Source organism: Pseudoalteromonas sp. 120-MNA-CIBAN-0494 (assembly GCF_040308885.1).
GTDB lineage: Bacteria > Pseudomonadota > Gammaproteobacteria > Enterobacterales > Alteromonadaceae > Pseudoalteromonas > Pseudoalteromonas nigrifaciens.
The window spans coordinates 134,048-154,328 of record NZ_JBEOOE010000005.1; the positions used below are offsets into that span (position 1 = coordinate 134,048).

General features: G+C 40.6%; 17 protein-coding genes. 13 read left to right on the top strand and 4 right to left on the bottom strand.

Going from position 1 to position 20,281, the window contains the following annotated elements:
• Window positions 1–403: 403 nt before the first annotated feature.
• The 8 genes from AAEY55_RS05945 (at window position 404) to AAEY55_RS05980 (ending at window position 10,201) form a co-directional block, all read left to right on the top strand.
• Window positions 404–883 (top strand): MarR family winged helix-turn-helix transcriptional regulator, encoded by a 480-nt coding sequence (locus tag AAEY55_RS05945; RefSeq protein ID WP_011329592.1) that lies wholly within the window; start codon window positions 404–406, stop codon window positions 881–883.
• 62 nt (window positions 884–945) lie between these two features.
• On the top strand, window positions 946–2,265 hold the full coding sequence (locus AAEY55_RS05950) for a porin (protein WP_011329593.1): 1,320 nt from the start codon (window positions 946–948) through the stop codon (window positions 2,263–2,265).
• Window positions 2,266–2,636: 371 nt separating this feature from the next.
• Entirely contained in the window at window positions 2,637–3,032 is a 396-nt protein-coding gene (locus tag AAEY55_RS05955) for a YbaN family protein (RefSeq protein ID WP_041454623.1), read from the top strand.
• A gap of 127 nt (window positions 3,033–3,159) precedes the next feature.
• Window positions 3,160–3,792 (top strand): PepSY-associated TM helix domain-containing protein, encoded by a 633-nt coding sequence (locus AAEY55_RS05960; RefSeq protein ID WP_011329595.1) that lies wholly within the window; start codon window positions 3,160–3,162, stop codon window positions 3,790–3,792.
• Window positions 3,792–4,301 (top strand): DUF2271 domain-containing protein, encoded by a 510-nt coding sequence (locus AAEY55_RS05965; protein WP_089368903.1) that lies wholly within the window; start codon window positions 3,792–3,794, stop codon window positions 4,299–4,301. The genes AAEY55_RS05960 and AAEY55_RS05965 overlap by 1 nt, the downstream gene beginning before the upstream one ends.
• A gap of 51 nt (window positions 4,302–4,352) precedes the next feature.
• A complete protein-coding gene (locus AAEY55_RS05970) occupies window positions 4,353–5,195 on the top strand; it encodes a DUF4198 domain-containing protein (RefSeq protein WP_011329597.1) in 843 nt (280 codons plus the stop codon).
• Between the two features lie 291 nt (window positions 5,196–5,486).
• Entirely contained in the window at window positions 5,487–8,018 is a 2,532-nt protein-coding gene (locus tag AAEY55_RS05975; RefSeq protein WP_350550489.1) for a TonB-dependent receptor, read from the top strand.
• A 290-nt stretch (window positions 8,019–8,308) separates the two neighbouring features.
• The gene (locus AAEY55_RS05980; protein ID WP_350550492.1) at window positions 8,309–10,201 is read left to right on the top strand and encodes a monovalent cation:proton antiporter-2 (CPA2) family protein; all 1,893 of its coding nucleotides are present in this window, start codon (window positions 8,309–8,311) and stop codon (window positions 10,199–10,201) included.
• On the opposite strand, the gene AAEY55_RS05985 is transcribed toward AAEY55_RS05980, so the two are convergent.
• The 3 genes from AAEY55_RS05985 to AAEY55_RS05995 all read right to left on the bottom strand — a co-directional run bounded on the left by AAEY55_RS05985 (window position 10,176) and on the right by AAEY55_RS05995 (window position 14,418).
• Window positions 10,176–10,889 carry a hypothetical protein gene (locus AAEY55_RS05985; protein WP_350550495.1) on the bottom strand — a complete coding sequence of 238 codons (714 nt, stop codon included), beginning with the start codon at window positions 10,887–10,889 and terminating at the stop codon, window positions 10,176–10,178. The genes AAEY55_RS05980 and AAEY55_RS05985 overlap by 26 nt on opposite strands.
• A 134-nt stretch (window positions 10,890–11,023) precedes the next feature.
• Complete coding sequence (locus AAEY55_RS05990) at window positions 11,024–12,817, bottom strand: alkaline phosphatase (RefSeq protein WP_350550498.1); 1,794 nt, start codon at window positions 12,815–12,817, stop codon at window positions 11,024–11,026.
• An 11-nt stretch (window positions 12,818–12,828) separates the two neighbouring features.
• The gene (locus AAEY55_RS05995) at window positions 12,829–14,418 is read right to left on the bottom strand and encodes an alkaline phosphatase (RefSeq protein WP_350550501.1); all 1,590 of its coding nucleotides are present in this window, start codon (window positions 14,416–14,418) and stop codon (window positions 12,829–12,831) included.
• Window positions 14,419–14,857: 439 nt separating this feature from the next.
• Here AAEY55_RS05995 and AAEY55_RS06000 point away from each other — a divergent pair, with 439 nt between their 5' ends.
• The 5 genes from AAEY55_RS06000 (at window position 14,858) to AAEY55_RS06020 (ending at window position 18,785) form a co-directional block, all read left to right on the top strand.
• On the top strand, window positions 14,858–15,067 hold the full coding sequence (locus tag AAEY55_RS06000; protein WP_011329603.1) for a cold-shock protein: 210 nt from the start codon (window positions 14,858–14,860) through the stop codon (window positions 15,065–15,067).
• Window positions 15,068–15,254: 187 nt separating this feature from the next.
• Window positions 15,255–15,464, top strand: a complete 210-nt coding sequence (locus AAEY55_RS06005; protein WP_011329604.1) for a cold-shock protein — start codon at window positions 15,255–15,257, stop codon at window positions 15,462–15,464.
• Between the two features lie 187 nt (window positions 15,465–15,651).
• A complete protein-coding gene (locus AAEY55_RS06010; RefSeq protein ID WP_064664818.1) occupies window positions 15,652–15,861 on the top strand; it encodes a cold-shock protein in 210 nt (69 codons plus the stop codon).
• A gap of 271 nt (window positions 15,862–16,132) precedes the next feature.
• Window positions 16,133–18,382 carry a ribonuclease R gene (gene rnr / locus AAEY55_RS06015; protein WP_089368908.1) on the top strand — a complete coding sequence of 750 codons (2,250 nt, stop codon included), beginning with the start codon at window positions 16,133–16,135 and terminating at the stop codon, window positions 18,380–18,382.
• Between the two features lie 157 nt (window positions 18,383–18,539).
• Window positions 18,540–18,785, top strand: coding sequence for a DUF3297 family protein (locus AAEY55_RS06020; protein WP_172459242.1), 246 nt, complete (start codon window positions 18,540–18,542; stop codon window positions 18,783–18,785).
• 83 nt (window positions 18,786–18,868) lie between these two features.
• Here AAEY55_RS06020 and AAEY55_RS06025 read toward each other — a convergent pair whose 3' ends face one another.
• A complete protein-coding gene (locus AAEY55_RS06025) occupies window positions 18,869–20,173 on the bottom strand; it encodes a DEAD/DEAH box helicase (RefSeq protein WP_089368909.1) in 1,305 nt (434 codons plus the stop codon).
• Window positions 20,174–20,281 lie beyond the last annotated feature (108 nt).

The following is a 20,281-nucleotide window of genomic DNA, read 5'->3' on the forward strand; positions in this document are numbered from 1 at the left end:
GTCAAGTAAGCTTATAAATCATCTACATGATAAGCGAAATAATTTAAATATCGATCGCTTTATTTTCACTCGGTAATACCTGCGAGGTATTTATAAATAATTACTTTGTACTAATACTTATTTATAAATGTCACCCTCAGTAAATTAGCAATACTTATAAATTGATAAAAAAAACTCATTATCTATACTCTATAGGCTTAAAGGTATACTACAGCCATTGGCGAATAAAACACTACAGACATAGATTAAAAATTAAAAAACACAAATTTTAATTACTGCTCAAACTAATAAAAACCACAAAAAGCAGGCTAAAATGCAATATATCATTTGAATTCAATTTACTTGATGTGTAACATTTCGCGATTATGGCAAACCATTGCGCCCTTTTAACGAGATTAGCTAAATGCAAAAACATAACGAGTTATTGGTTTCTTTACGTAAAGTGATTCGTGCGATCGATTTACACTCTAAGCAACTGAATAAAACTTCAGGCTTAACTGGGCCACAACTGCTTATAATGCAAGAGGTTTCCCATACAGATGGGATAACAGCAAGCCGTATAGCTCAAAATGTAAATTTAAGCCCGGCAACCGTTACTAATATTCTTGATAGGATAGAAGGTAGAGACTTAGTAACTCGGGTACGTAGCCAAATGGATAAGCGTCGAGTGAGTTTATACCTCACCGATAAAGGAAAGGAGTTACTTGATAAAGCACCGCAACCACTACAAGAGCATTTTATTGCTAAGTTTTCGGCACTTGCAGAGTGGGAGCAGAGCCTATTACTGTCGTCAATGCAGCGCATTGCCGCAATGATGGATGCAGATAAACTTGATGCATCGCCTCTGTTAGAAGTGGGTGCGCTTACTCAAGCTCCTAAATAATAAATTTACACAGGATGTGCTTTTACATCTTAAATTTTCAATCAAAATCTGAGCAGCAATTTATGACTAAACTTTCGAAATTAACACTTGCCCTCATGCTAGCTGGTGCGTCGAGCAATGTATTCGCCGCAGATCTAGACACGCTTCAAACTCAGCTTAAACAACTTAAACAGCAAATGCAGATGCTAGAGCAGCAATTAGCAGCTGAAAAAACCAAACAACAACAAATTAATGAGCAACACGAACAACAAGTTGCTCAAATAAGTAAAAAAGCGGATACAAAAATTGTTGCTGTTGCAGAGTCTGAATCAGATAAAAAAGACGAAGGCATTAAAATTGGCGGTGCTATTCGCGCTAATTACAGCATTAATTCATACGATGATGACAATAAAGATCGCGGCGGCGACTTTGATTTTGATATTTTCCGTTTAAATGTATCTGGTGAAATTAATGATATTTCTCTAAATGGTGAAATTCGCTTTTACGATTACATGACTGTAATTAAATACGCTTACCTTGGTTATGAGTTTGTGGATGGTTGGGAAGGCCAAGCAGGTATAACATCTGTTCCTTTTGGTAACGGCCCGTACAACTCACACAGTTATTTTTTTAGCACTAACTATTACGTAGGGTTAGAAGACGATTTTGATTTAGGTGTGGTAGTAAAACGTAAACTTAAAGACAACTGGAAGCTAGACCTTGGTTTTTTCAAAAATGATGAACTAGGCGGAGTAGACGGTGGTTCCGATAAAAGCAAGCGTTACTCGTACGATATTGTAGGTAGTCGTGCACCAAATGAAGGTACATACGCAGAACCTGTAAATAAAATTGGTGAATACAATACCTTTGCAGGTCGCGCAACGTATCAAGTAGAGCATAGTAAAAACGTAATTACCGATCTGGGTGTATCGCTATTAAGTGGCGGCCTACATGACGGTAATGACCGTGCTGGAAGCTACGGTGCATGGGCTGTGCATCTTGATAGCAAAATTAATAACTGGAACGTACAATTTCAACATGGCGAGTACGACTACGACCTAGACGATAATAGCAACCGTTTTGCTGTAGGTGCTTACGCTTATTACGATACTGTTTCGAGCAAAGCAACAATGACTAACTTCAACGTAGCTTATAACTACTCACTTGAGTGGGGCCCAGTGACCGACATTCAGTTTTACAACGATTACGGTATTATTTACGACAAGTCTGATAACAGCGCAAATACTTGGATGAATGTAACGGGTATGAGTGTTGCTGCAGGTGGTTTCTTTAGTTACTTCGACTTTATCCAAGCACGTAATCAACCATTTATTGGCGGAACAATTATTGGTGAAGGCGATACAGAACGTCGCTTTAATATTAACCTTGGTTATTACTTTTAAGCCAAGCAAGGTTAATTAGCTAGTTAACCTGAACTCTGGTTAAGATATTTACTAACGTATTGAATCATAGTTATATTTGATTTTATTTTCTCTAGCCAGAGGTTTTCAGTGAAAACAAGGCGAATTTACGCGTCAATAGCTGGCCTATTGCAAGTAAATTCAACGCAGTTAGCGCTGAAAATAGCTGCTTGAGATAAGTTTATTATCCGCAGCTCAGGTTAGTTATAAAGGGCAACTTTGTTTGCCCTTTTTGCTGCGCTAATTTTATTTATTCCTTTATGTCCACGTATTAAGTAACTGCAATTGCGCTTAAATTTCGGCATTAATTACTCTATAATCAAACTAACTATAATTTAATAAAACTAACCTAAGTGAATATAAAAACAACCTATATATATTACAAAAAGGTATGGTTTAAAGTACTTGGCTTAATGCTAGTTGTACTTGGAATTATAGGTATAGTACTACCGGTTATGCCCACCACCATCTTTTTTATTTTAGCTCTGGCCTGCTTTACTCGCTCATCGCCTGCACTTGAGCATTGGCTTTTAAATCATCCACGATACGGCACTACCCTGCACCAGTGGCAAGCACATAAAGTAGTGCCTGTTAAAGCCAAATATTGCGCCGCTTTGGGCATGCTGGTTGGTTTTATATTTTTACTGGCTTCATCTCCTGCTGTTTGGGTTATTTTTTTAGTTGCCATAATTGAAGTGGCTGTAATGATTTATTTAATTTTAAGACCCTCTTCCATACCAAAAAGTTGAATATCCCGCTTTAACAACGTAAATACCCGCTGTTTATAAAAACTTAATGTAAAGTTTAGTAAGTATATTTGTAATAGCTAATACAAATCATTATCATGTGGTAAATATTAATTAGTTTACAGTTATTATGGCGTTTATTAACAAACGAGCTTTATATAGCACCAGCCGGGCTTTACACATTTATATTTCTACAGCGCTATTTTTTTTGCTTATTTTATTTTGTGTTAGCGGCATAGTACTTAACCATGTTGACTGGCTTAAAAATGATAAAAATAATGGCCAAATATCAACTCCAATTCCAAGTGCATTGGCTGCCAAAGCAAATGCGCAGTTAAGTACCTTACCTACACTCTACCCCGAAATAGAAGCTTACTTAGCCAAGCAATATGCGCTCACTAACGTAAAAAGCATTGAATGGGAAAAAGAGGACGCACTGGTAATGCTCGACTACCCATTACCCGCGGGGTTTGCCTACGCCGAGCTCGACTTTATAAGTGGCACACTAAACCTTGATTACCAAACAGGTGGTTTTTTAAGCCTAATTGGCGATCTACATAAAGGCCGACATAGTGGCGAAGCATGGAGTTGGGTAATAGATATCTCAGCTGTATTAATGATCTTATTTGCCATTACCGGCATGATTATTTTATTTCAAAACAGAAAAAAACGCTTAGCAGGAATATGGATAACGGTGTTAGGCATAGCAACGCCTGTCGTTATTTATTTATGTTGGGTTCCACAATTAAAAGGAGTGTATTAATGATTAAATTTAAAGTGTTTATAAGCGCAGCATTACTGCTAGTTGCGACGTTTTTTCAAGCGACTGCGCATGCACAAACTGCACAATTAGAAATTGAATTAAACCTACCCGAATTAGACGTACAACCGTATCACCGCCCTTATGTTGCAGTTTGGCTAGAAACAAGCGAGCGCAAACACGTTACTACGCTGGCACTTTGGGTACAAAAAGCCGAATGGTTTAAAGACTTACGCCAATGGTGGCGTAAAGCCGGTAAGAGTAACCTTAACTTCGACGGCATAAGCGGCGCAACCAAACGAGCTGGATCTTACACCATTAATTGGCAGGGCAATGATTTAGACGGTAACCCAGTAAAACCGGGTAAATACTTACTTAATATTGAAGTGGTACGCGAAGAAGGCGGCCGAGATTACAGCCGTGTCGAAATAGACCTAACACAAGAGGGTAAAATCACGATTGATGGTACCAATGAATTTTCACAAAGCTTCGTCACTATTATTGCCAAGTAATACATAGCAGCAAATAAAGCATCCGCTAAAACCATTTAAAAAGGAACGATTATGAAAATCAATTTACTTAAAAGTGCATTAATTGGCGCACTTACAGTCACTGCACTTGCATCAAGCTATGCTAACGCCCATGCACAATGGTTAGTGCCATCGCATACTTCTTTATCTGGCGATAAAGCGCATTATGTAATGATTGACGCGAGTATTTCTAATGAAATTTTTGCTCCCGACAAAGCATACCGCCCAACTGAGAAAGACGCACAATACGACGACAATTTACTGATGGCTATCGGCCCTGACGGCAAACCTATTAGCGATAATATTCGCGCTTACTTTTTACAGCGTAAAAACTCTGCGGCAGTTAAATTAACCAACGAAGGGACTTACCATATTGCAATGAAACGTGAACCACGTTTAATGACCTTTTATAAAGATGCAAAAGGTGAGCGTCGTCGTGTTTTTGGTGGCAAAAACAGTAAAGATATTCCAGCAGACGCTACAGATATTAAAACAACCAAAGCATTTTCTACCGTTGATACGTTTGTAAGTCGTAACGGCACATCTAAGCCTGCACTACTTGGTAAAGGTTTAGAGATTAGCGGCCCAACTCACCCTAACGATTTATTTGTTGGTGAACAAGCGCGTTTTCAGTTGCTCAAAGCTGGTAAGCCGGCAGCAAACGTTGAGCTGGCAATATTAAAAGGTGATACACGCTACCGTAACGAACGTGGCGAAGTTAAAGTAACCACTGACAAAAACGGCTTTTTTAGCACAACGTGGCAGCACCCGGGTTTATACTTAATTGAAGCAAGCGTGAGCGAAGAGTCGTCTGAAAAAGGCATAGATAACGTGCGTTACTCGTTATTTACTACATTAGACGTTGCGCCAGAGTAATACTTAACTCTTGAATTAAAACATTAAAAACAATAAAGAGGCCAAGTAATTTACTTGGCCTTTTTTATTTACATTTACTAAATTAATTGTATTAAAAAACACCTCAATTCACCCTGTGGTTGCAACTACTCAACACAAGCACACCTATTTAAATTAGTACGTTCAGCGCAAAGTAAACACCAGCCTTAGCTATTTGCATAACTTAGTTTGTTTTGATCTTTGCACTATCCTATTAGCTTCTTTAAGATGCGGCGCTTTTAGACTCAACAATAGCAGCCCTTGGGGGATCACATGACCATACAGCGCTTTTCAGCGAAAAAATTAGCACTTAGCTTGGCCGTTACTACTGCATTGAGCACGCCTTATTCAGTAGCTGTAGCCGCAGAGCCAGATAGTCAAGCACAAGAAAATATCGAAGTAATTTCGGTAACGGGTACTCGTCGCAGCTTACGCAGTATTGCTGAAAGTTCAGTACCTGTTGATATTATTACCAGTCGCGATATGGCCAGTACAGGCCAGCTTGAAATCAGCCAAGTACTTGCAAACCAAGTGCCAAGCTTTAACTACCCAAGCGCAACAATGGGCGATGGTACAGACCATGCTAAACCTGCAGTTTTGCGTGGTTTAGCCCCCGATCACACCCTAGTGCTTATTAATGGTAAGCGTCGTCATTCAGGTGCGCTATTAAACTTAGCTGGCGTAGTTGGGCGTGGTTCAACAGCTGTTGATTTAAATATGATCCCAACATCGGCAATTAAGCGCGTAGAAGTATTACGCGACGGTGCCGCAGCGCAATACGGCTCAGATGCTATTGCAGGGGTTATTAATATAATTCTTAAAGATGCAGCGCAGGGCGGCAGTGTAAGCGTAACTTACGGACAATATGATACTCAAATGGCCGGAGTACCTCAGCTTGAAAGCGTGTACGCAGATGCAAACGGCAACTTAGCATTTAATACTGGCGACGATCGTAAAATGAGCGATGGCGCAACGCGTACTATTAGTGCTAATTCTGGTTTTTCGTTAGCTGATAACGGTTTTGTAAACGTGTCTATTGAATATCGTGATAACGACTCTACCCAGCGCTCTGGTTTTGACCCTCGCGATCAATATAGCCACCTTGATGACGGCAGCTTAGACCCACGCGAGTTTACTATCGACCGTTACAACCACCGCTTTGGTAAAGCCGACCTTGAAGACTACGCTTTGTTTTACAACATGGGTTACGATTTAGATAATGGCTTAAACCTATACTCGTTTGGTAGTTACTCAAAACGCGAAGGTAATTCAGGTGGTTTTTATCGCCGAGCTGTAGATAAAAATAACATTTTAGACGTTTACCCTAATGGCTTTTTGCCGCAAATTGAAACCGACGTAGAAGATTACTCTCTCGCTCTTGGTTTACAAGGTGAAACAGGCGACTGGACATGGGATGTAAGTACCAACTACGGCCGCAACGACTTTGCATTAGGCGTAGTAAATAGCTTAAATACATCTTTAGGTGCCACCAGCCAAACCGAATTTGATAACGGCGCATTGGTTTATGACCAATTTATTGTTAATGGAGATGCCAGCACAGCATTTGATTTAGGTTTACCAGATGACGTATTTTTTACTATAGGTGCTGAATACCGCCACGAAAGCTACAAAATAGAACAAGGCGAAGAAGCTTCTTATATTACCGCGCTTGATAGTAACGGCAACCCAATTGCAGCAGGTGGTGCACAGGTACTATCTGGTTTTGGTCCGCAAAGTGTTACCGACGAAAGCCGCCACAACGTAGCACTTTTTGTTGAATTTGATACCTACTTAACAGAAAAGTGGAATGTGGTTTTAGCCAGCCGTTATGAAGATTACAGCGACTTTGGCGACACATTCACCTCAAAAATAGCAACGCGTTACAGTATTACTGATAACTTATCGTTACGTGGTGCAGCAAGTACCGGCTTTCGCGCGCCATCGCTAGCACAAAGCTCGTATCGTCAAATATCAACCATACTTGAAAACAACCAAGCGTTTGAAGTAGGTTTATTTCCAAGTGACTCTCCAGCAGCACAAGCACTTGGTGCGCAGCCGCTTGACGCAGAAGAATCTGTAAACTTAACCGCTGGCTTTGTCTACACTCAAGGTAATTTTAGCCTAACGGTTGATGCATATCGTATTGATATTGATGACCGGATTGTACTCTCTGAAAACCTAGCCGGTGCAGCAGTTGCGCAAATTTTAGCAAACGCTGGTGAGCTAAACACCGAAAGGGTACGCTACTTTACCAATGCAATAGACTCACGTACGCAAGGTGTAGACATAGTTGCAACTTATTTACTGGAACTAGATAACCTAGGCGACGTACGCTTAAACGCAGCGGTTAACTTTAACGACACTAAAGTCACCCATATAGACGACAACCCTGAAGAACTCAATTCGTTAGGTGATGACTATGTTGTATTTGCTCGGCGTGAAGTGGGCCGTTTTGAAGAAGGCACACCAGATAGCAAACTAAACTTATCGGCTGTTTGGAGCTTTAACGAATGGCAAACTACACTGCGTGCCACGCGCTATGGCGAAGTTGCTGATATTTCTACAAGCAGCGACCGAGATGAATACCTAGATGCAAAATGGATAACCGATCTTGAAGTGGCTTATAGCCCTAACGATGAATGGAAATTTGCCGTAGGCGCTAACAACCTGTTTGATCAGTACCCTCAAGCAACGGTAGATAATATAGGCCACTCTGACTTTGGCCAAATATTCCCGTACACCCCCTACGTGCCATACAGTTTAGATGGCCGCTTTTTATACGGTAATATTACTTACCGCTTTTAATAAAAGTGCTAGCTAAAAGTTGAAAGTTATAAGTTATAAAGGATGCATTACGCATCCTTTTTTTGCTGCTTAACGATTGATATAAGTAACATTCGCGTTAATCCTGAAAAAAAATCTCATTATGATTAAAGCAGAGCTAGGGTATGTCAGCATTAATAATACTTTGAAGGCTGTAAAATTTAAAAAAAACAGCATTTCTAGCCACTTAAATTATTGTATTTTATAAGCGTGTCAGTCATTCTATTTATACGCAAACCACTTGGGTTTAAAAACTCACCTAGGAAAAACACGTGTTAGAAATAGCTTTAATTTACTTAGCGGCAGCAATTGTAGCTGTGCCTATTGCCAAACGAGTAGGGCTCGGATCGGTGCTGGGTTATTTAATCGCAGGCATACTTATTGGCCCTTATGCCTTAGCTATGGTTGGCGATCAAACCGATGTAATGCACTTTGCCGAATTTGGCGTAGTAATGATGCTATTTTTAGTTGGTTTAGAGCTGCAACCTTCACGTTTATGGACATTACGCCACTCAATTTTAGGGTTAGGTGGTTTACAAGTAGTGTTAACCGCAGCCGTTATTTTTGCATCTTGTTATTGGCTGTTTGCCATGCATTGGCAAACCGCATTGGCCATTGGTTTAATGCTGGCACTTTCTTCTACCGCGATTGTATTGCAAAGCCTAGAAGAAAAAGGCTGGCTAAAACAAGAAGCTGGGCAAAATGCTTTTTCTGTACTGCTATTTCAAGATATCGCTATTATTCCTATTTTAGCGTTATTACCCTTACTCGCATTTGCACCACTGAGTGGCAACGCCGAGATTAGTGATTCAATTATTGCCAACTGGCCGGTTTGGCAACAAGTAGGTGCATCGATTGCTGTTATTGCCGCCATTATTGTTTGCGGTAAATATATATCGGCCCCCATTTTTAGATATATAGCGCAAACACATATACGTGAAATATTTACCATTTTTGCGCTTTTTTTAGTGGTTGCTATTGCATTAGTTATGCAAAGTATTGGCTTATCACCTGCGCTGGGTACCTTTTTAGCTGGCGTAGTACTTGCCGAAAGTGAATTTAGGCACGAGTTAGAGGCCGACATAGAGCCTTTTAAAGGTCTGCTATTAGGGCTATTTTTTATTACTGTGGGCGCGTCGATTAACTTTGAACTGTTTTTTAATCAATTTAGCACTGTGATTAGCTTAGTTGTTTTATTGATAGTAATTAAAGCCTGTATTTTATTTGCGCTGGCTTTTACCTTTAAAATAAATAAAAAGCAGCAACTATTATTTACACTGGCTTTGGCACAAGGAGGCGAATTTGCTTTTGTATTATTAAGTGTAACTAGTACGCTAAGCATTTTAACGCCCGAACAAACCGCATTAACAACCTTAGTGGTGGCTATTTCTATGTTAATAGCCCCTTTATTATTAATGTTTTACGAGCAACTGCAAAAACGCGATAGCAGCGTAAAGCCTGAATTTGATAAACCCGAGCATATTAGCAGCGCTAAACATGTCATTATTGCGGGCTACGGTCGCTTTGGCCAAGTAATGGGCCGTTTACTGCATGCCCAGGGCTACGAAATAACAGTACTTGATCATAGCCCTACGCAAATTGAATTATTACGCCGCTTTGGTAAAACGGTATTTTATGGTGATGCTGGGCGTCAGGAGTTACTTGAAGCCGCAGGCGCAAAAACAGCGCAAATGCTGGTAGTGGCTATAGATAACCCCGATAAAACATTAGAAATCATTAAGCTTGCGCAAAAAAACTACCCGCAGTTAAAAATTGTTGCACGTGCTATCGACCGTCGTCACGCTTATCAATTACTTAGTTTAAAAGTAGATGCCTTTAATCGTGAAACTGTTGATTCTGCCATTAGCCTTGCGGTTAAAGCGCTCGAGTTATTAGGTAACAATAAACCCGATGCCGAGCGAGCTGGTAGGCTATTTAGAGATCACGACCGCGCCAGTGTATTACAGTTAGCAAAATTATGGGGCGACGATATTAGCTACGGTGTAGCGGTACGCCAGCGTATGGAAGATTTAAAACAAGTACTACAACAAGACAAACAAGCACAAGAAGATTTAAATACCTGCGACGACAACGACTATATTGCGGGCTTAACAGAGGACGCTGCCAAGCCCAAAAAATCTAATGATAATGCTCACCTTGGATAGCTTGCCCCTGCTGGTTATAAAAGCCAGTGGCGCTATGCTCAATAAAACCAAGGTTAATCATTTTAGCTAAAAAGGGATCGTTTTCGTTGTCGCCTATATCGGCATAGTCGGTAGTTTGAAAGTTATCCCATTTAGCAAACTGGGCGGTTATTTCGACTTTATTGCTGTTTACATTATTAAGGCTAAGTAAGGTGCTTACTTGGCTTTTTTTATTGCTAACTCTAAACGTTTTAACTAACTTTGACTGTGTAAATAAAGCCAGTTTATACTCAGTTTCGGCTTCGTTTAACACATAATTTTTTACTTCTTCACAGCCTGTGCCTTGGGTGTTTACTAGCGTCATTTTTGCTATTAAATGCGCATCCACCAGCTGGTTTTTAGCACTCCAACTTTGTACCCCGCGCACTTCTGACGGTTGGTATTCAATACCTCGCTGCTGAGCATTAAAGTAACGAATTGGCCGTATTTGCTTATTAGTTAAATGCTGCCACAGTTCGGTCGTTATTTCGTTTTGATGCGCTACTTGTTGCTGGTTTCGCCACAGGGTTAGCGCTTGAGTTGTTGGCTCGTTATTTTTATTGTTGGTTACAGTGTAAGTTGCTTTTAATAGCGCTGGGTTAACATTGCATTGCTGGGAAAAAGCGCTGCTACTGAATAATACGGTCATCATTAATAATGCTTTTTTCATTGGGTACTCTTTTTAAATGCTCTAATTTATGCTTTTAACATAGCTAAAAATAATGGCTGTTTTATGACAAAATATAATATAAAAACAACCCGCACAGAGTACGAGTTGTTTTGCACACACAAATTATAAACTTACTACTGCGCCACTTTGTCGTTTGCTGTTTTAACTAAATCTGCGGCAAAGTCCATTACATGAAATAAAAAGCTTTGCTCATTAGTGCCTGTCACTAAGTGCGCACCAGGGCCTATAGCATATACGCCAACATCTTCACCTGCGTGTGTTTCTGAGCTCATTGGTACCAGCGCTTCTTGATGAAAACCAGGGGTAGTAGTATCAACATTGGTTAAATCAACCCGCCCTGTTACTGGTGCAAAGTTATAACCTACGTCAGCATCTGTTTCGCTACCGAGGTTTCTAAAACCACCACCATTGGTATAACCTAGCGTTGTATATGGCATATCATCGGCCGCTAGGCTTGGCGTTGTTTCGCCTACGCCCACCACTTTACCTAAAATAGGATTACCGCGTTTAGGGTAACCCGCAATGGTAAATACATGGCTGTGATCGGCTGTTACAACAATAAGCGTTTCCTCTGGATTGGTGTTATCAACCGCAGCTTGTACTGCTTTTGCCAATTCAATGGTGTCGTTTAAAGCGTTATATGCATTACCCGCATGGTGCGCGTGATCAATACGACCCGACTCAACGGTTAAGAAAAACCCTTTGTCGTTTTTGCCCAGTACATTTATGGCTTTTTCGGTCATTTGCGAAAGCGAAGGCTCGCCAGCAATATCATTTGCGCGGTCTGCTTCGTACTGCATGTGAGATTCGTTAAACAGCCCAAATACTTTAGTAGCATCATCGCTAATTGCATCAAAACCGGTTTGATCCATTACGTAAGTACCATTTGGATATTGCGTTTTCCATTCACTAATTAAATTACGATTATCAGTACGATCCCCTTCAACTGCACTTACTGCATCGGCTGAATTAAACGCAGCATCTTTTGGTAAAAAATGACGACGCCCGCCACCCATAACAACATCAATGCCATCTACATCAACACCATTAAAGCGCGCTTTTAGGTTGGCTTCAAAGTTAACCAGTTGCGATGCAATATCTTCACAATTAGCTGACTCGCTCGCGGGCATATCAGAAATATCTTCCCAGTTACGATCGGCCGATTTTGCGTACATAGCCGCAGGTGTTGCATGAGTAATTCGGGCAGTTGAAATAATACCGGTCGCTTTACCCGCAATTTCAGCAAGCTCTAGTGAGGTAACTAGCTCATGTCCTTTGCCCGACACACAATTACCACGCTCAACCGCTTCATCAATACCAATAACACCAACATCGGTTTTAACCCCTGAGGCCATTGCGGTCATAGTGCCGGCCGAATCGGGCGTTTGTGCATCTACGTTATAGGTTTTTACAAAACCTGAATACGGCATAGTTTCAAAGCTTAATTGATGCTCCTCACCCATTTCACCTTCTAACTGCCCGGCTAAAATACGCGCTGCAGTTATTGTCGAAATTCCCATACCATCGCCAACAAATAAAATAATATTTTTAGCCTTGCCTGACTCAGTCACTATGCTCGCATTTGCTGTTTTTGTGGTTGCTAACTTGGTTTGTGCATCGCTAAACCAAGCATTACTAGTAAGCGATGCTAACTGCTCGCTGCTAAGCGACGTAGCTGGTGCATTACATACTAAGTTACTTGATGTAGCCTCACTGCTTTCTAATATTCCATTACCGTTGGTATCTTCGCCTGTTTGTGTTGTTACTCCGCCGTTAACACATTGCTCAGACCCGACAGCAATTACGTTATTGACAGTTAATATACTATTTTGGTTTTTATCGCTGTCACTTGAGCAACCCGTTAGTGCAAGAGTTACTGCTAAAGAAAGTACCGTTAATTTTTTCATGTTAGCCGCCATTATTGCTGAGTTAGTTCAAGAGCTTGATTAATTATATGAAACACTACATTTTGCTCAATTACGCCTTGTGCAAGCTGAGCACCGGGGCCTGTTGCATGCAATGAAATGTCTTCACCTGCGTGTGTTTCCGAGGCCAATGGCACTGTTGTTTCTTGATGAAAACCAGGGGTTGTTGTATCTATCCCTTGTAATTCAACGCGCCCTGCCACAGCAGCACTTGCATAGCTTGCATCGGCATCTGTTTCATCGCCTAAGTTTCTAAACCCTAAACCATTGGCGTAACCAACTGTGGTATAGGGCTTGTTATCGGCAGCTAGGCTGGGGGCTGTTTCGCCCACGGCCACAACTTGACCTAAAATAGGGTTGCCGCGTTTGGGATAGCCCGCAATAGTAAATACATGACTGTGATCGGCAGTGACTAAAATGAGGGTTTCTTCTGGATTGGTGTTATCAACCGCAGCTTGTACCGCTTTGGCCAACTCTATTGTGTCGTTAAGTGCATTATAGGCATTGCCCGCATGGTGCGCGTGATCAATACGACCCGATTCAACGGTTAAGAAAAAGCCTTTGTCGTTTTTGCCCAGCACTTCAATTGCTTTAGTAGTCATATCGGTAAGTGAAGGCTCGCCAGCAATATCGTTTGCGCGGTCTGCTTCGTATTGCATGTGGGATTCGTTAAATAAGCCAAATACTTTAGTAGCGTCATCGGCAATATTATCAAAGCCGGTTTGGTCCATAACATACGTTGCAGTAGGGTATTGCGCTTGCCATTCACTAATCAAATTACGATTATCGGTACGATCCCCTTCTATTGCGCTTACTGCGTCTGTTGAATTAGCTGCTACGTTTTTGGGTAAAAAGTGCCGACGTCCGCCGCCCATAACAACATCAAGGCCATCTATATCAGTACCAACAAAACGCGCCTCTAGGTTTTTTTCAAAGTTAATTAGTTGCGAGGCAATATCTTCACAGCCAGCTGCAATTGCATCCTCTGGCATGTCTGAAATATCTTCCCAGTTACGATCGGCCGATTTAGCATACGTTGCTGCAGGCGTTGCATGGGTAATTCGCGCTGTTGAAATAACCCCAGTTGCTAGGCCTTTAATTTCTGCCAGCTCTGTTGCTGTTAGTAACTCGTTGCCCGCAACTGTTGAACACACCCCACGCTCTATATTTTCGTCAACACCGATTACGCCAACATCGGTTTTTACACCCGAGATCATCGCGGTCATAGTGCCCGCAGAATCGGGAGTTTGTGCATCTACGTTATAGGTTTTAACTTGTGCGGAATACGGAAATGCCTCAAAGCTTAAGTAACCCTCCTCCCCCGATTGGTTATTGCGTTGTCCTTGTAAAATACGTGCGGCGGTTAGCGTTGATACCCCCATACCATCACCAACAAATAAAATTACGTTTTTAGCTTTGGTGGCTTTAACACTCTGCGCTTGGGTAGTTTTTGTTGTTAATTTTGTTTGCGCAGCACTATACCAACTGCTGTCTTTTTGGCTTTGCGGTAATACATTGGCATAACTAGCTGCGTTAAACGCAAATGTTAGCGCTATTGCCGCAGCAACTTTTTTAATTTTCATCCATAATTCCCATTATTTAGTGATTATTTTTTAAAAAATGTGTGACCACAAAAAGATCAACCGCTGCACTATAAAAAATAGATATGACTAATAAAGGTAATTTTTATGAAAGTTAAATGACTAAATTTATGAATGTAACTACTATAAAATCAAAACACATCAAAAATGCAAAACAAAGTTAAAAAATAAAACCCTTAATTTACAAAAGGATATAAAATAATCATGCCGTTTTATATAACTTTTAATTATATAAAGCTTGCTACATGTTTTAACTTACTCTAACATGCCTGCATCGGGTTGATTGAAAACCCAGCTTATTTGTAAGTACCACGTTGTTATTAGTAATAATCCTGCGCGTTATCCTCAGTTATATGCTTGTTTTCTCCCTGTTAAATTGCCTATTTTAAGGCACACTTTTATTAATTCTTAGGATACTATTATGTCTAATACTACAACTGGTACAGTAAAATTTTTTAACGAAGCAAAAGGTTTTGGCTTTATCGAGCAAGAATCTGGCGCAGACGTGTTTGCACATTTCAGTGCAATTTCAGGCGACGGTTTCAAAACTTTAGCTGAAGGCCAACGTGTACAGTTTACTGTTACTCAAGGTCAAAAAGGCCCACAAGCCGAAAACATTGTTTGCATCTAATTGCGTAACAATTTAATGGGTTAGCAATAACCCATTTAGAATACTAGTTTGAAAGAAGTTCTGTTTTATTTGTTAGTACCGAGTTGTTTTAGTAATAATCCTACGCGTTATCCTCAAGTTAACTATTTTTTCCGGCTCAATCGCCTCTTTTCAGGCACACTTATATTAATTTTTTAGGATACACATTATGTCTAATACAACTACTGGTTCAGTAAAATGGTTTAACGAAGCAAAAGGTTTTGGCTTTATCGAGCAAGAATCTGGCGCAGACGTGTTTGCACATTTCAGTGCTATTGTTAGCGACGGTTTCAAAACTTTAGCTGAAGGCCAACGTGTACAGTTTACTGTTACTCAAGGTCAAAAAGGCCCACAAGCCGAAAACATTGTTTGCATCTAATTGCATAACAATTTAATGGGTTAGCAATAACCCATTTAGAATACTAGTTTGAAAGAAGTTCTGTTTTATTTGTTAGTACCGAGTTGTTTTAGTAATAATCCTACGCGTTATCCTCAAGTTAACTATTTTTTCCGGCTCAATCGCCTCTTTTCAGGCACACTTATATTAATTTTTTAGGATACATATTATGTCTACTACAACTACTGGTTCAGTAAAATGGTTTAACGAAGCAAAAGGTTTTGGCTTTATCGAGCAAGAATCTGGCGCAGACGTGTTTGCACATTTCAGTGCAATCTCTGGCGACGGTTTCAAAACTTTAGCTGAAGGCCAACGTGTACAGTTTACTGTTACTCAAGGTCAAAAAGGCCCACAAGCCGAAAACATTGTTTGTATATAAACACTGTTAAATAATACGCTTTAGTGTATTAACAGCTCACATATAATTAATTTGTCTGTGAGCTAATTTTTTACCACTTACATTAAGTAATTGGTATTACTAAACATTTAAAATTGAGTATGTACTATGCAGCTTAATTTATTTTCGACTCACTGTTCGAGTCAGTCTCGCCTTATGCTTTATTCCACCTTATCTTTATCAATCTTAAGTCTTTTATATTCCTAGTTTGTAGATACACAGTAAAAGCGCTGGGCGAATTTAAGAGAGTTTTATGAATTTGAACCCAACCGCACCATTATCATCACCAATTTATGACAACCCGATCCCGGGTCGTGAATTTATTTTAAGCCTTTTTGGCAAAATGAAAAAAAACCTTAACCGTGAACAAATCGCGCATGCCTTAGAGCTAAAAAATGCTGAGCAAAAAGAAGCCCTCAGAAGGCGTTTACGCGCCATGGAACGCGATGGCCAACTTATGTTTAGCCAACACAAAGGTTACCAAGTTATTGATCAAGCCTTACTTGTGAGTGGTGTAATTACCCTACATGCAGATGGCTTTGGTTTCGTTAATTATAGCGCCAGCGAAAAAGATTTATTTATCGCTAAGAACCAGTTAGCTCACGTATTTGAAGGCGATATAGTACAAATACTACAAGAAGCCGCTAGTCATAAACGCTCAAACAATAAATTAATAAAAATTATTGAGCATAAAACCACCCATTTAGCCGGTATATTAAAGCGCCAAGGCACAGACTACGTGCTAGTAGCCGATAACACAAAATGCCCACAAAAAGTGCAAGTAGCGCAGTGCCAATTAGCAAACACCAGTGTGGGCCAGTATGTAAACACTAAAATTACCCAGTACCCTACTTTTCGCCATGCAACTCAAGTGCAAATAACCGAAGTACTTGGTCTGCCTCACTCTGCAGGTATGGAAACAAAGCTTGCGCTGCGTCGTCATGGTGTTGCAGATAGCTGGAGCAAGGATTTACTAGCACAAGCAAGTTCACTTGGTAATGAAGTAACCGAGCAAGATAAATTAGCGCGTGTAGATTACCGCTTGTTTCCGTTTGTTACTATTGATGGCGAAGACGCAAAAGATTTTGACGACGCCGTATACTGCGAAAGAACAGAGCAAGGAAACTGGCGTTTACTGGTCGCTATTGCCGATGTGTCGCATTATGTAAAACCCAATGATGTGTTAGATATAGAAGCGCAACAACGCGCCACCTCTATTTATTGCCCGGGACAAGTTGTTCCTATGCTGCCAGAAGCATTATCAAATGGCCTGTGCTCGTTAAACCCACATGAAGATCGCCTGGTATTAGTGTGTGATATGACCATTAGCCAAGATGGTCAAGTGACTCAAGCTAATTTTACAGAGGGGCTGATCCACTCACATGCAAGGCTAACCTACACACAAGCACATGCTGTCATTGCTAAACCCCATTCTAGCTCAGCTAAACAATTAGCCGAATTGAATGCTGATGTGTCGCCACTGATTAAAAATTTGCATTATCTTTATTTAGATTTAAGCGCAGCGCGCAAACTTCGCGGCGCTATTGACTTTGATACGCAAGAGCTCAAGCTTAATCTGAATAAAAATCAAAAAATTACCAGTATTGAGCCAATAGAGCGCAATGACGCACACCGCATGATTGAAGAATTTATGCTGTGCGCTAACGTGTGTACCGCACAGTTTTTAGATAAACACCAAATCCCCGGATTATTTAGAGTACATGCAGGGCCACAACAGAAAAAGCTACAAACGCTACGGGCGCTACTGGCCGAAAAAAGACTGCAGCTTGGCGGCGGTGATAAGCCAACGCCAGCCGATTACAATAAACTACTAAATAACATTAGTCAGCGCAGCGATGCCAGCGTGATCCGTACTTTATTACTGCGCTCACAATCGCAAGCCGAATACTCGGCTAATAACCAAGGTCACTTTGGCCTAGCATACAATGCTTACGCTCACTTTACCTCGCCAATTCGTCGCTATGCAGATTTAGTAACCCATCGTGCAATTCGCGCCAAAATTCAGGCTAAGCAGCAAAATGGTTTACAGCGGGCGATAAGCTTCTTAAATGTGTTTGCTAATAAAGCGTCTAGCGTTAGCAAGTTAGCTAAAAAGGCATACCCTTATAACCTTGAAAGTATAGAAACATTAAGCTTGCATTGCTCAGCACAATCGCGCAAAGCCAACGATATTAGCCGTGAAGTAGAAAGCGCCTTAAAATGTAGCTATATGGAAAAATACCTTGGCGATACATTTACCGCCACTATTAGTGGTGTATCAAGCGCTGGCTTTTTTGTTGAGCTAGACTGCACAGGCGTTGAGGGTTTAGTAGCGGTGAGTAGCTTCAGCCAAGGTGAGTTTGTATTTAATGCTGCCAAACAACAGTGGAGCAACAGCAAACAAAAATTTACTATTGGTGAGCGTGTGAATGTGACCTTAAAAAGTATTGACTTACGCCAACGTAAAATGAGCTTTTCACTGGCTAGTTTAACGTTTCATTAATTGCAGACAAGCTGCACTGTTAGTTATTAATTTAAACCGCCGCGCTTAACTGTGAAATTTAATAGCTAACTTTATTAGCATTTATTCTTGTCGTGCTTGAGCATAACACCTGTATTGCCTACAATAGCGCACTATCTATTCAATGCAGATCACAATTATGACTGATACAAATAAACCAGAGTTACCAGACCAACTTTCGATTAATCCACGCAGCAAGTTTTATGTAGAAGAAGTATTCGAACATGAAATTGGTGTAACTCTGAACGGCAAAGAGCGTTTTGACGTTGAAGAATACTGCATCAGCGAAAGCTGGATCAAAGTTGCCGCACCTAAAGCGCTAGATCGTCGTGGCCAACCATTACTTATAAAAGTAAAAGGTACTGTAGACGTATTTTATAAATAAAATACTGATGCAGCACAAAGAAGCCGACGTAACGTCGGCTTTTTAGATCAATGTTTACTCTAATTACTTAACTTGAACTCCGGTTACTTAGATTTACCTCGCCAACCAGCCCAAACATCGTCTTCAAGATCTGCTTTTTTGTTCTTTTTCTTGCCCGTGCCTTCGGGTTTTGCCATTGGCTTTTCGTTTTTAAGCGCCTGTGCGGCATCAACATTCGCTTGGTTCACTGCAAAGCCTGCCACTTGCTCGCGCTCAAGACGTAGTTTGTTTTTCTTCTCAATTATTTTAAAGTGATGTAAATCTTCATAATCAACTAATGAAAGCGCTAAACCCACTTCACCTGCACGGCCGCTGCGGCCAATACGGTGCATATAATCAGCAGGGCTGCGTGGTAGATTAAAGTTAATAACCACTGGCAGCTTTTCAATATCTAAACCACGTGCTGCAATATCAGTTGCTATTAGCACTTCAATTTCGCCTGCTTTAAACTTTTCTATTACGCGGGTACGTTCACTTTGGCCTTTATCGCCATGAAAAACTTGTGCATTAACACCGCGCTTTTCAAGCTTTTGCGCTAAGTGTTCACAATCTTTTTTAGCATTAACAAAAATCAGTGCTTGGCGCCATTTATGGGTTTTAATTAAATGCGCTAAAACAGTGGTTTTCTCGCCTTTATTAACGCTAAATACACGCTGTACTAAAGTGCTTTCGTCTTTGCTTTGAACTTGTATTTCAACAGGGTCGTTTAATAAATCTTGTGTTAATAGCTTAACTTGCTCTGGGAAAGTTGCTGAAAATAACATAGTTTGTTTTTTAGCAGGCATTAACGCTAATAACTCAGCAAGCTCTTCGGTAAAGCCAAGGCTTAGCATACGGTCGGCTTCATCAAGCACGAGTGTATTTAGTTTATCGAGCTTAATAGCATTGCTTGAGATTAAATCGAGTAAGCGCCCTGGTGTTGCCACTATAATATCAGCGCCACCACGAAGTGCCTGCATTTGTGTATTAACCGATACACCACCAAACACAGCAATCGTTTTAATTGCGCCATTAAAGTTAGCAGAATACGATTTAACGCTATCGGCTACTTGAGTAGCAAGCTCACGAGTAGGTACTAAAATAAGCCCCGTTACAAAGTTACCTTTGCTGGCTGCGCTTTTACTACCTTGTTCAAGGAACATTTTTTGTAGCATTGGCAGCGCAAACGTTGCTGTTTTACCTGAGCCTGTATTTGCCCCAGCAATTAAGTCACTGCCTGCAAGCACACTAGGTATAGCCTTAGCTTGAATTGGAGTAGGTTGGGTATATTCCAAGTCGGTTAAACGAGCTAATAGCTCTGGAATAAGGCCAAGTTCGTTAAAAGTGCTAGGGCTTGTGGCTGAGGTCATAAAGGTGTGGGCTCATTACTAAAAATTAGCCTGCAATTTTAGCGTATTTAACGCTTATTAAGTAGGGGTTAGTGATTTAAATCGCATTTAGTTACTGGCAAAAAAAAG